Here is a 13,107-nt window from a genome sequence, read left to right as displayed (position 1 = left end):
CCTCATCTCACTTTCTCAATTGTAATTAAGTATTTTTTTGTTAAATCCACTATTTCATTATTCAACTCAGATAATGACTGATGGTCTGAAACTGATACCGGTAATAACGGCAATCTAGGCTCCCCCGTGTTAATACCTCTTAGTAATAAAATATATTTACAAGCACCATATAAAGACGGATAGCTTAACAATCTCTTGATTATTCGATTAATTTCAAATTGAAGCCTTTGAGCATCATTCAGCTTGTTTTCCGTTATTAATTTATTCAACGCGCAAAATAGCTCTGGCATTACTCCGTATGTTCCGCCAATTCCTCCGTCTGCTCCCATTGTTCTTCCACCCAAAAATTGTTCATCTGGCCCGTTATAAACTAAAAAGTCTTTCCCTGCATTTACTTTAAACTGTTGGAGCTCAAAGACGCTTTCACCAGACATTTTGATTCCAATCACTTTCTCTTGCTCTGCCATCCTTCTAAACAAAGGCTCTGTCAAATGAAAACCAGTTGTTTGTGGAATATTATAAATAATGAATGGTAACGATGAACTATCAATCATTTCTTGCCAATGCTTTTCCACAGAACTTTCGGACAATCGATAATAAATTGCTGGAACAGCTGAAATGGCATGAGCGCCAAGTTTTTCCGCATGACCTGCAAGTTCAACGCTTTCTCTTGTAGAATTAGCACCGATATGAACAATAATTGTTAATTCTTGTCCAACTTCTTCCAATACCGCTTTTAATACTTTTTTTCTTTCTCCTACTGTTTGAAGAATTCCCTCTCCCGAGCTCCCTCCTACGTATAAGCCTTTTACTCCTGAGCTTGCATAATATCTAGCAAGCTTCTTTACCCTTTCTTCACAAATTTCCCCTGCTTCATTATAAGCAGAATACATTGCAACGAATACCCCTCTAAATTTGCTTAAATCCTCAACTTTCATAAATTCATCCCATTCCTTTTTTTAAAATTTATACATTCATAGTATGGTCTTACCAGTAAGAACTCGCTCTAAAAATCTTTTCTTTTACTTATTGATTAAAAATACTAGAAAGTATATTATGGTCTTACCACTTTGGTTAACTTAAAATTAATCGCTTTCATTTAAATTGTCAAGTAGTATTTCAAAAAGTTTCAGAATAATTTTTATTAATATTCACAAGGGCCTTTTTCAATATTCATTTAGTGTAATATATAAATAAACAATTTCTTACTAGATTGGAGAGAATGTAGCATGCAATTACGCAAGCAGACATTAGCAGAAATTGTAAGCAATCGAATTAAAAATTATATTGCCGATCATAATTTCCAACCGGGTGATCGCCTTCCCTCTGAAAAGGAAATGATTGAAATGTTGGCTGTAAGTAGAACGATCGTTAGAGAAGCATTAAAAACCTTGCAATCACAAGGCATTATCGACATAAAACAAGGAACCGGTATATTTGTAAAGGAAATAGAATTACATAGTTATCTAAAAAATATTTCTCCCTTTTTAAAAGTAAATAAAGTTAAATTTAAAGAGCTGATTGATTCAAGAATTATATTAGAGTTAGGGGCGATTGAACTTGCTATTGAAAATTACCATTTAGAAAAAATTAATCAGATGTCATACTGGAATGATGCTTTACTTGAAAAGACCAAAAGGGGCGAGAAACCAAAAAGCGAGGATTTATATTTTCACAAGGCTCTATTTCATGCGACGGGAAATGAAACATTTATTCAGCTATCTTCGATCATTACAGAATACTTTAATATGAATCACCTTGAAGAAGTGGTTAATCTTGATGATTATACCACTTCTTATAAGGAGCATAAATTAGTAATCGATTCCATAATTAATAAAAATATGGATGATGCAAAACTAGCAATGAGAACGCACCTTCAGCACCTATATAATCTGCTTTAGATAAAATATATATTGACCTTTCTATTAAAATATGTTTGAGTTGGTGATCCTATTGAAACCCATAGAGGTAAATGAAAGATTTACATTAAGTAAAATTGTAAGTGATAGTCTACGGCAATTTATTATCGAAAACAACTTGTCTACTGGTGACAAACTTCCCTCAGAAAGGGACCTCGCCCGTATGTTCGATGTAAGCCGGGTCATTGTAAGGGAAGCATTGAGATCTTTAGAATCAACTGGGATTCTTTCTATCAGGCACGGAGAGGGAGCTTTCGTTAATACAGATGATACAAGTGTTATTTTTAACAATTTACTATTCTTCTGGCAATTGAATGATGATAAGAGTGGGGAATTATTTGAACTAAGACATCTTTTAGAAAAATCAGCGATCGAGCAACTTATTGCTAAGGGAGATACTGATCGCTTACACAAACTTGAGGACATCATTATTGAAATGAGCAAAATAGATGATACATTACAGTTTAAAACACTCGACATTGAATTTCATAAAGCATTAATTCAAGCGACCGAGAATGATTTATTTATTCAATTAATGGATATTATTACTCAATATTTTTCTGGTGTATCCCATTCACACATGAATCAAGATAACAGAAATAAAACTGTATATGAGCATAAGCTGATCCTAAAAGCATTGAAAGATAAAGATGTAAAATTAGCACTTCACTATTTAAATGAGCATTTACAGAACTCGCTTGGTGCCGTAAATAAGCATTAGTTTTAAGCAAATATGCTTAACGCTATCGCTAACACCTCGAATATATTTTCAATAAAAGATATATCGATTGGGCTAAAGCTTTTGCAATAAAAAAAGGTACACCATCGCTAGCTCTAGTGTACCTTTTCCTTCACTCATCTGAACTTTCATTATCACCATTATCGCTTATTAAGCTCGCTAAGACATGCACTCTTAAAATGATTCCTTCGATATGATTATCTTCATTGACAACAACTAATGGATACTTTGAGTCTAATGCTTTTGGAATAATATCTTGAACATAGTCGCTTGGATCGACCGTTTGAACATCCGTTTCCAATAATTCTTGTAATGTTTTCTTCTGTTTTAACCCTTCAATCGCACGATCAATCGTAACAATTCCATGTAAGCGCCGCTTTCGATCGGTAATAAAGGCGCTGGATATGCCGTGCTCTCTCATTACTTTAATCGCCACATTTACCCCATCTTTAAGTGAAACCAACCCATGCGGCTTCACCATAATATGTTCTGCTTGAAGAATTTTTGAGCGGTCAATCTCTCTTATAAATTCAGTAATATATTCATTGGCTGGATTGTCTAAAATTTCTTCCGGAGTGCCAATCTGCTCTACTTTTCCGTCCTTCATGACTGCTACGCGATCACCAATTTTAAATGCTTCATTGACATCATGTGTAATAAATATAATTGTTTTTTGCAATCGATTTTGAATGTCTAATAACTCCAGCTGCATTTCCCTACGAATTAAAGGATCGAGCGCACTGAATGGTTCATCCATTAATAAAATATCCGGATCATTCGCCAACGCCCGTGCAATTCCAACTCGTTGCCTCATTCCACCCGAAAGCTCATCAGGATATTGATTCTCATACCCTTTTAAGCCTACTGTTTCTAAATGATGTTGGGCGATTTTTTTCCGTTCTTCCTTTGGTATCCCTCTTATTTCTAGACCATATTCAATATTTTCCAATACTGTGCGATGACTAAAAAGACCAAAATGCTGGAAAACCATGGCGATTTTCTTTTGCCGATAAAATTTTAACTGCTGGGCATTATATTCAACGATATTTTCACCGTCTACATAAATCGCGCCAGCCGTAGGGCGATTCAGTAAATTAAAGCAACGAATCAATGTAGATTTCCCACTTCCTGAAAGCCCCATAATAACAAAGGTCTCACCTTCCATAATTTCCATCGATGCATTATAAACACCAACAGTATGGCCTGTTTTTGCTAATATGTCTGCTTTTGATTCGCCTTTTTCAATCATCGGGATCACTTTCTTCGCTCTTGCACCAAAGATTTTCGACACATTTTCTACCTGTAACTTCACCTTCATGCGACATTCCTCCTGTGTTTCTGCAGACGCTCAGCAATTCCACCTGTAATTCGGTCAATGATAATCGCTAAGAAAACGATGCTTACTCCGGCTTCGAATCCAAGGGCAATATCGATCCGGTTAATCGCAAATAGTACGCGCTCACCAAGTCCTTGTGCACCAACCATTGAACCAACTACTGCCATTGCTAAGGCCATCATTGTTGTTTGGTTAATCCCGGCCATAATCGTCGGCAGTGCCTGTGGAAGTTGAACCTTCGTTAACATTTGCATCGTTGAAGAACCGAATGATTGTGCAGATTCAACTACCTCTTGACCAACATTACGAATACCTAGCTCTGTTAGGCGGCTGACGGGAGGCAATGCATAAATAATTGTAGCAATGACAGCCGGAACATTTCCTAATGGGAAGAAGAATATAACAGGAATTAAATAAACAAAAGTAGGCATCGTCTGCATCGCGTCGAGGATGGGACGCATCGTAGCGGAAAGTGCTTTATTAAACGCCATTAAAATACCTAATGGAATTCCAATTAAAAGGGATAAAACAACCGATATTAAAACGACTGCAATTGTCGTCATCGTCTCGGGCCATAAATTAAATGTTCCAATTGAAAAAATAAAAACTGAAAATAATAATCCACCATATAGACTTGTAAAATACCATCCTAATAAAAAGATAATAATGATGAATATCCACCATGGAATCATTAACAATAACGACTCCAAACCTTTGATCGAACCCGAAGCAATCACAAAAATAAAATCAAAAAATGCTGAAAAATGCTTCGCCAAAAAATCGATAAACTTTTCCACACCAACACCAATTGGTAAACGTATATCGGGAAATTCGTTCATCCGTTCCCCCACCTCACAGTTAGTTAAATTTCTTCACAAAATAAACAGGGGATATTGGCTGCAGATCGAATTGTCACAGCCTCACTATCCCCTGCCTTCCAATATTATTTATCTGCTAATGCTGCTTTTACTTTTTCCGCAATCTCATCTGGCACCCATTTCGTCCATATATCTTCATATTCTTTCATCCACCAAATCGCGGCCTCATCTGCTTCTACATCGTTTTCTTCCATATAGTCAAGCGCTTTTTCTGTTAGTTCATTGCTTGTTTCATAGTTTTTTAGAAATGCCACTACATCCTCTGCTTGAGTAGGCAAATCTTTGTGAACAGCAACAACGACATCATTAGGAGGGAACTCGGTTCCTTTATTTTCCTCCCATACACTTTCTTCATATGGATGATCCTCGAGAAGTGTTAAATCATAACCCGCTGTTACCCATGTCGGTGACCAATAATAGCCTACCCATGGTTCACCTTTTTGATAGGCACTTGCTAAAGAAGCAACAATTGCTGAATCGGATCCCGGTGCTAAATAATTAAATTGCTCATCTAAGCCATATGTTTTCAATTTTTCATCTAAATGTTCACTGACAACCCAGCTGGAAGGTGCACCAACAACTCTACCTTTGTTTGTATCTTCTGGATCTTTGAAAATTTCAGGATATTTTTTTAAGTCTTCAACCGTTTTTAAATCGGGCGCTACCGGCTCAATCCCTCTTTCCGCGTCCCCTTCAATGACATATGTTGGAACATACAAACCTTGAGCATTATCATCAAAATTTGTTGCTAATTTAACAATATCTCCCTTATCAATCGCTTTTTCATATACATCTTTTATATTGTCCGTCCAAATTTCCATATAGACATTAATATCACCTTGCTGTAATGCTTGGATCGTTGCAGCGGTTGTACCATTTGTTACTTCTGTATCGTAGCCGTATCCTTCCTCAATAATTTGTTGGGCAACACTATTATGGAAGCGAATACTATCCCAACCAGCATCAGCAAATTTTATCACCTTGATGCTATCCTTATTTCCTCCACCACTACATGCAGTAAGAAAAATAAGCATACAAATCGAAAGCATCGTTAACCATTTACGCATCATCAATAAACTCCTTTTATAATTTTGTAAGTACTTTCTCCTCAATGAAAACCAATCGTACAAGCAGATTTAATAGGCAGGAATTAAAGAAGCAAAACGAAAGGAATTAGGAGTGATTTGAATACATATTAATGTTACGGTTATATGAAAATCATTGCAAACGGATAAAATGAACATATACGTCCATATGCTTCCATAAAATTTACTCACATAAATTTTTCCAGACAATTCACTATAATTACTCTAGAATACGGCTTGATGGTCCGTATTCTTACCTAATTGGCGATCTTAGTCGACGGATCTTTAAAGGAAACACGGCTTCGATAGAGCCGATGTTGACTTATCGCAGGAAGGAGAGTGAAGTTTGCTGGGCGCTTGGAGCTAGACGTAGATTCCTCCAGACGAAGTTGTTCACAAGCAAGGATTCTATAATTATGTATAAAAATACTTTTTGACCAGAAGGCAACACTAAAGTAAGCCCCCCATCCCCTTTGATGTATTCAGTCGATCAATTAAGCAGTTTGTTATTCAGATGGTTCGATTGTATAGTCTTTCTTTTTTAGACATTCAATCATTTTTACTTCTTTATTTTGTTGTTTTTGCTGAACGTATCGGGGCCTAGTTCCTTATACGGTCCACCTGTTTTCAAAACGCTGTATGCATTGTCAGAACTAAATGGACGGAAGCGACGCGTGCCTTCATTTTCTAGATAATAAAAAATGGCCCAGTTTACTATACAGGGCCACATTTTACATTCATTTCCTTAGGTTTATTCAACTTCAACTCATTTACCTTTACTTTACGTACAGTTGTTTCATGTATCATTTAGTAAAGTCAATTTCAACGGCATCCTCGAATCCAGCCTCAGTAAATATTCGTATAGATGCCTGAGTGTTATTTGTCCAATCAATATAAAGTTGGTCAGCCTTGTAACTTCTATCTAGATGGTTATATTCTTTATATTTATTTAAACTACTTCCGTTATCTCCGTAATAAATTCTTAAAAACCTTTTAGGATTTTGCCCCTGGGACCTGATTATTTCTCTTACTTCGATCGTTTTTTTATTGTCGGGAGATTCGCTTGTCGTTAATGTATTGGAATCGAGTTCGATTTGCACATTTTCGAAAAGCTCACGTTTTTCTTTATTAAATTCAATGGTTTCGGGAAATTGTTCTTCTCCATATAAAGTAATGATTGCAGTATCATCACTTTTCCATTTTACAGTAGCATTCGAATCATTAAGTGTTTTCCCATCATTACTAATGCTTCTGACAATATATTGATTCCGATATTTAATCTTGATAGTTGATGGACCGAAAAAGAATGGTTCGCCCTTTTCCACAATTTTAATTGTGTTCTTACCGCTCGGAGAATGACTAACCATCAACGTGCGTTCCTTAATCTCAGTCTGGTAATGGAAATAACCGGCAAATAAAAAAATGGGTCCAAAAAATAGAATAACGACCCATATCAAACAGCCCCATTTAGCCCGTTTTTTTGTGCGTGCAATATCTTCCTCTATACCCACATTTTCTTCCTTAGTAGCGCCTTGCTTTCTTCTTTTAAGGAATGTTCCCCACCAATAAATAAGATATAAATAACCTATAAGTGAAAGAATAGCCCATATAGAACCATGCTCTAATTGTGATAAGAAAAACTCCGCTTCACTTGGACCTCTTCCATTTCTGTTCACATTGTTAAATAATTTGATTAGGGCTATGACAACGATCACTATGACAGTTCTTTTAATATTTTTCTTCCAGAGAAGACTTAATATCGCCGCTGGAACCGTTACTATAGGCAAATATTGTATTATTATTATTACAATCATTAATACAAAGAAGTACATAAAAAATGTCAATATCGTCACCACCGATGATTTCTTAATTATTGTTATTTTTAGATTGATTCATAAAAACCTTGAAATCTATTATGTCTTCAAATCGTTGGATTTCTATACAATAGTACCATATATATACATAGAAAAACTATGTATGTTTAACTTTTCAAAAATAGCCCATAAAAAAAAGAGCTTATGCGCTAAGCTCCGGAAACTTTTTTTAATATATTACATCGGTCAAATTTGCTTCTTCGATAGTATATTCCAACCGTTGCTGGAGCATTGATCATCAGCTGTTCTCCGGGTACAATTCCCTTAAAAATACAATCGATTGTTTGATCAACGCTTTTAAAACATCGACATCAATATCTGCTACTTTATTAACATACACACACGCTTTGCCAGTTGTATGTTTGCCAAATTCCTTTAGCAATTCTTCACGCTTTGGATCTCCGACTGCAAAATATAAGCTAATTTTTGCTTTTCGTGGTGAGAAGCCGACGAGCGGTGCATCTCCTTCATGACCAGATTCATATTTATAATGATACGAACCAAATCCAATGATGCTCGGCCCCCACATTTTAGCTTCATATCCCGTTGTTTCTGTAAAAATATCCAATAACCGGTAAGCATCTTCACGTTTTTTGATGCTGTCGACCCGCTCGATAAACTCAATAACACTATTGTCTGTTTCCTTCGTTTTCAATTCATACATATAGAAATTCCTCCAAATGATTTACCTTCATCATACACATTTATTGCTTCGCAAGTAAATCCCTTCCCGAAAATGAACTTTTTATTTTTTTTCATCATACGATACGGTATATGACTGTTTAAGGAGGTTATGCATATGTCTGAAAACTTGCCGGAAAAGCACTCGCCGAAAGAAGCACAGGAGCAGGTCAATTCATTAATGAAAGCGATGAATGAATTTTTTCAACATCGTCCAGTAAAAGGTTTTTTAGAAAGTATTGATGAGTTATTCACAACTTCCCCGTTTGGCGGCGGATTTCCAGTAGAACTGGATGAAAACGAGAAGGAGTATATTGTCCGAGCGAAGCTACCTGGTGTTAAAAAGGACCAAATTGAAATCGATATGTTGCCGCAGCATATGACGATTTCTGTTCAACATCGAGAAACATTTGTTAAAGAAAATGATAAGCAAGAGACTGTGCAGCGAAAAGAAATGTTTAAGCACTATTCCCGAACCATTCCATTTACAAAAGCGATCGATGCAAGAAATATACGCGCCAAACATGAAGATGGTCTATTAACGGTTAAAGTTCCAAAAATAAAAGGAAAAAGAATTGATATTAATTAATTGAGGATGGTTACGGATGGCAAAAAGATATCGTGGAAAATCATTAAAGAAAATGTCTTCACGCGGACGGGGTGAATGTCCTTTATGCGGAACAAAACGAATTAAATTATTATATCCACATCGAACAGACACAAATTTGATCATACAAGTATGTAAAAAATGCCGGAATAAATAAGATGGAAGGAAAGATTCCTTCCATCTCATTTCATTTGCCAAGTTTTAATAAAATCGGATCAACCTTTCCTTTAAATGTAAAAAAATGCGGTTTATTTTCATTATCAAACATCATTAAATAAGGGTCTTCTTTTGGAGGAATGATAATGATCACCTCATCTACAAGATCATGGAACAAACTATTTTCCACTAGAACAGCAGGTTGCAACGGGACTTTAATCATCATTCCTTTATTTGGGATCGGCTCCATCCTACGATACACATCTGTAATTCCGTTAATTAAATTCCCTGCCTCTTGTTGGATATCCTCGTTCAATGGTACATTTTTTTCTATTTTTCCATTATTAATATTGAAAATCTCCACTTGATTCGATTGAGCCGTTGCAACCGTCGAACTTAAAAATAAGATCATGAAGCAAAATACAATTTTTTTAATCATTGGGAACACCTCAATCCAATTATTCCCTATGGGTATAAAAAAATGTATAAAAAATAAAGGAAAGCATCTGCTCTCCTCCAATAAACTACAATGATTCATTTTCCCCGATAATCCTTACTTCTGTTTCAAGTTCGACATCAAATTTTTCCTTTACGGTTTTTTGAACGTGGCGAATTAAGGAAATATAATCCGTTGCCGTTGAATTATCAATGTTGACAATAAAGCCGGCGTGCTTTTTCGATACTTGTGCACCACCGATAGTACACCCTTGAAGCTTGGAATCTTGAATCAATTTCCCCGCAAACATTCCTGGCGGGCGTTTAAACACACTGCCGCAAGATGGATATTCTAACGGTTGAGAGTTTCTCCTTAACTCATTCAAATGGTTCATCTTCGCCAAGCTTTCCTCTTTATTTCCCTCTTTCAGTGAAAAGTAGGCAGCAAGTACAAGATATTGTTTTTCTTGGATAATACTGTGGCGGTACCCAAGTTCCAGTTCTTCCGCATCCATAAAGAAGATTTCGCCTTTCAGATTCATCACTTTTACCTTTTGTAACACATCTTTCGTTTCTCCACCATACGCTCCAGCGTTCATAAATACCGCACCGCCCGTAGAGCCAGGAATTCCGCACGCAAATTCAAGACCTGTTAAACCTTGTTCCTGCGCAAAAAAGGATACGTCAATGATTTTCGATCCACTTTCAGCCATAATCGTATTTTCGTCAATTTCAATTCGCTCTAATCGCAACGTCGAAACGACAATCCCCTTCATCCCACCATCACGAACAATGATGTTTGAGCCATTGCCAAGCACAAATACCGGTATCTCATTTTCATACGTATAAGCAAGGACCTTCTGCAATTCCTGCTCATTCTTTGGAATAAATAGGCATTCTGCCTTTCCACCTAATTTTGTATATGTGTAATGTTCCAACGGTTCATCAAATTTAAAAGTAAGATCTGGGAACAATTTGAGTAATGTTTCTTTCAACTACAAGCCCTCATTTCCTTCTAAGATCAAGTTGTTCACAGCACAAGCATCGATCCACAATCTTTTTCATTCATATTATACTATGGGAACGCACAGGAAGCGACACCTAGGACAAGGTTGATTTAAAACTGTTAATGTTTCGTAATAAATTACGCCCTGTCTTTCATACAAAAGATCAATCGATGCAAGTATCATTTAATCACTTATTTCAATTATTTTCACTAAAAAAAGCCGATATACCCTCATTAGAGTAATCGACTTTATATCCTTTTCTTAAATATACGGCTCAACTTTTTCCCATGTTTTATTTTGAGCGGATCGCTCTACTGCTTCCATAATCGCCTGGTTAATGTGGCCATCTTCAAAATTTGGAGATGGAGATTTACCATCTTCAATTCCCTTCATTAATTCAACAATTAGATTAATGAAAGTATGTTCATAACCAATGATATGTGCGGCAGGCCAATATGCGTCAGCATACGGATGAACTTCTTCCGTACAATTAATCGTTCTAAATCCTTGTGTCCCCTCTTCATCGGATGCAAGATATAACTCAAGCTCATTCAGATTTTCAGCATTCCATTTTATCGAGCCTTTTTCACCGTTGATTTCAAATTTATTGGCATTTCTATTACCACCAGCGAAGCGAGTCGCTTCGAATGTACCAACTGCTCCATTTTTAAATCTAGCCATAAAAATACTTGCATCATCGACTTCTACTTTTCGATAGTCCGTTACCGAAGCAACTCCACTCAATCCAGAACTATCTGCAACAGCTGGTCTTTCTTTAATGAACGTTTCTAGTATTCCTGATACTTCATCAAATTCGCCAACCAGGAATCTAGCTAGATCAATGAGGTGTGCTGCTAAATCCCCATGTGATCCGGAACCACTTATTGATTTTTCAAGTCTCCAGACAAGTGGAAATTGGGGATCCATAATCCAATCTTGAAGATAGTTCGCTCTAATATGATAAATTTTTCCTAGCTTTCCTTCCTCAATTAACTTTTTCGCATATTGAACCGCTGGCGCGAAACGATAATTATAGTTCACCATATGAACAACATTGTTTTTCTTTACCGCTTCAAGCATACGTTTGGATTCTTCTAATGTCATGGCCAACGGCTTCTCACAATATACGTGCTTGCCAGCTTCAGCAGCAGCAATCGCAATTTCCGCGTGCCGATTATTAGGGGTAACAATATCAATGACATCAATATCATCCCTAGTAATCAACGCTCGCCAATCGGTCTCATAGCTATTCCATCCATATCGCTCTGCGGCTTCCTTTACTCCCGCTTCATTCCTGCCACAGATTGCTTGTTTTACTGGCTTCACTCCCATTTCAAAAAAGAATGGTGCGTCCTGATAAGCATGAGAGTGAGCCTTTCCCATAAATTTATAGCCAACCATCCCAACTCTGACTTCTTTTTTTATGCCCACCATAACTCTTTTGCTCCTTCTGCAATAAGCATATCCTGTAGGAATGCTACCGCTTTTGTAAAGCCTTCGTCTACACTCATTAAGCCATCTTCGTGTTCGATACTGACAGCACCTTCATACTCGATCGTTTGCAGAGCACCAATAATCTCTCTCCATACATCTTCACCATGACCATAACCAACAGTCCTAAAAACCCAAGAACGATTAGCAATATCACGATAAGATTTTGTATCAAGTACACCATTATACGAATTATTCAATGGATCAATCCTCGTATCCTTCGCATGAAAATGGAAGAGAGCATCTCCCAATGCCTTAATGCTATTTACAGGGTCCATTCCTTGCCAAAAATAATGGCTAGGATCAAAGTTAGCACCAATTCTTTCTCCACACTCACTTCTTAAGCGGAGAATCGTTTCCGTATTATAAACGACAAATCCAGGATGAGGTTCGATTGCTACTCTTACATTATATTGTTCTAGTAATTCTACTTGTTTTTTCCAATATGGGATGACTTTGTTTTCCCATTGCCATTCGACTACGGTTGAAAAGTCAGTTGGCCATGGACATGTAATCCATACTGGATGTTTAGAGTATTCAGATTCACCAGGGCAGCCAGAGAATGTAATTACATTTTCAACACCTAATTTAGCAGCCAATTTTACTGTGTTTACGAATGCTTCATGATGCTCGTTTGCAATGTCTTCATTTGGATGCAAAGCATTTCCATGACAGCTTAATGCACTAATTTGCATGCCTCTCGTTTTGAAAGCTTGCTTAAATGCTTCTAGTTTACTATCATTTTCCAGCAACTCTTTTGGATTGCAATGTGCATTTCCAACATAGCCGCCCGTTCCAATTTCAACCGTATCCAAACCGCTTGCTTTCACATAATCTAACATTTCTTCTAAAGTCATTTTTGAAAACAATACAGCAAATACTCCTAGTTTCATTGTTCA

Annotated in this window: 13 protein-coding genes; 3 read left to right on the top strand and 10 right to left on the bottom strand. The window is 36.7% G+C overall.

Annotated elements, in window-relative coordinates; translation table 11 throughout:
• Positions 1-2 precede the first annotated feature (2 nt).
• Positions 3-938, bottom strand: a complete 936-nt coding sequence (locus KHA95_RS11485; protein WP_213137647.1) for a dihydrodipicolinate synthase family protein — start codon at positions 936-938, stop codon at positions 3-5.
• Between the two features lie 291 nt (positions 939-1,229).
• Between KHA95_RS11485 and KHA95_RS11480 the strand changes: the two genes are divergently transcribed.
• Complete coding sequence (locus tag KHA95_RS11480; protein ID WP_213137646.1) at positions 1,230-1,901, top strand: FadR/GntR family transcriptional regulator; 672 nt, start codon at positions 1,230-1,232, stop codon at positions 1,899-1,901.
• Between the two features lie 31 nt (positions 1,902-1,932).
• Complete coding sequence (locus KHA95_RS11475) at positions 1,933-2,640, top strand: FadR/GntR family transcriptional regulator (protein WP_249316842.1); 708 nt, start codon at positions 1,933-1,935, stop codon at positions 2,638-2,640.
• A 130-nt stretch (positions 2,641-2,770) separates the two neighbouring features.
• Here the strand turns inward: KHA95_RS11475 and KHA95_RS11470 are convergent, their stop codons facing one another.
• From KHA95_RS11470 to KHA95_RS11450, 5 genes are all read right to left on the bottom strand, one after another.
• Positions 2,771-3,976 (bottom strand): quaternary amine ABC transporter ATP-binding protein, encoded by a 1,206-nt coding sequence (locus KHA95_RS11470; protein WP_213137644.1) that lies wholly within the window; start codon positions 3,974-3,976, stop codon positions 2,771-2,773.
• Positions 3,973-4,833: an ABC transporter permease gene (locus KHA95_RS11465; RefSeq protein ID WP_213137643.1), complete on the bottom strand. Its 861-nt coding sequence runs from the start codon at positions 4,831-4,833 to the stop codon at positions 3,973-3,975. The genes KHA95_RS11470 and KHA95_RS11465 overlap by 4 nt, the downstream gene beginning before the upstream one ends.
• Positions 4,834-4,937: 104 nt before the next feature.
• A complete protein-coding gene (locus tag KHA95_RS11460) occupies positions 4,938-5,942 on the bottom strand; it encodes an ABC transporter substrate-binding protein (RefSeq protein WP_349305470.1) in 1,005 nt (334 codons plus the stop codon).
• 818 nt (positions 5,943-6,760) lie between these two features.
• The gene (locus tag KHA95_RS11455) at positions 6,761-7,801 is read right to left on the bottom strand and encodes a hypothetical protein (protein WP_213137642.1); all 1,041 of its coding nucleotides are present in this window, start codon (positions 7,799-7,801) and stop codon (positions 6,761-6,763) included.
• Positions 7,802-8,069: 268 nt separating this feature from the next.
• Entirely contained in the window at positions 8,070-8,495 is a 426-nt protein-coding gene (locus KHA95_RS11450) for a DUF1801 domain-containing protein (RefSeq protein WP_213137641.1), read from the bottom strand.
• Between the two features lie 135 nt (positions 8,496-8,630).
• On the opposite strand from KHA95_RS11450, the gene KHA95_RS11445 reads away from it, so the two are divergent.
• Positions 8,631-9,101 carry an Hsp20/alpha crystallin family protein gene (locus tag KHA95_RS11445; protein ID WP_213137640.1) on the top strand — a complete coding sequence of 157 codons (471 nt, stop codon included), beginning with the start codon at positions 8,631-8,633 and terminating at the stop codon, positions 9,099-9,101.
• 205 nt (positions 9,102-9,306) lie between these two features.
• Here the strand turns inward: KHA95_RS11445 and KHA95_RS11440 are convergent, their stop codons facing one another.
• The 4 genes from KHA95_RS11440 to KHA95_RS11425 all read right to left on the bottom strand — a co-directional run bounded on the left by KHA95_RS11440 (position 9,307) and on the right by KHA95_RS11425 (position 13,101).
• Positions 9,307-9,714, bottom strand: coding sequence for a hypothetical protein (locus tag KHA95_RS11440; RefSeq protein ID WP_213137639.1), 408 nt, complete (start codon positions 9,712-9,714; stop codon positions 9,307-9,309).
• Positions 9,715-9,799: 85 nt separating this feature from the next.
• Positions 9,800-10,705 carry a UDP-N-acetylmuramate dehydrogenase gene (gene murB, locus KHA95_RS11435; protein WP_213137638.1) on the bottom strand — a complete coding sequence of 302 codons (906 nt, stop codon included), beginning with the start codon at positions 10,703-10,705 and terminating at the stop codon, positions 9,800-9,802.
• A gap of 273 nt (positions 10,706-10,978) precedes the next feature.
• Positions 10,979-12,151 carry a Gfo/Idh/MocA family protein gene (locus KHA95_RS11430; protein WP_249316841.1) on the bottom strand — a complete coding sequence of 391 codons (1,173 nt, stop codon included), beginning with the start codon at positions 12,149-12,151 and terminating at the stop codon, positions 10,979-10,981.
• Positions 12,139-13,101 carry a sugar phosphate isomerase/epimerase family protein gene (locus KHA95_RS11425; protein ID WP_213137637.1) on the bottom strand — a complete coding sequence of 321 codons (963 nt, stop codon included), beginning with the start codon at positions 13,099-13,101 and terminating at the stop codon, positions 12,139-12,141. The genes KHA95_RS11430 and KHA95_RS11425 overlap by 13 nt, the downstream gene beginning before the upstream one ends.
• Between the last annotated feature and the right edge of the window lie 6 nt (positions 13,102-13,107).

Origin of the sequence: Bacillus sp. FJAT-50079, from assembly GCF_018343515.1 — a bacterium.
In the GTDB taxonomy this organism is placed as follows: domain Bacteria; phylum Bacillota; class Bacilli; order Bacillales; family Bacillaceae_C; genus Lederbergia.
Note: the sequence above shows the minus strand (reverse complement) of the source record. Positions and strands in the feature narration are given on the sequence as shown.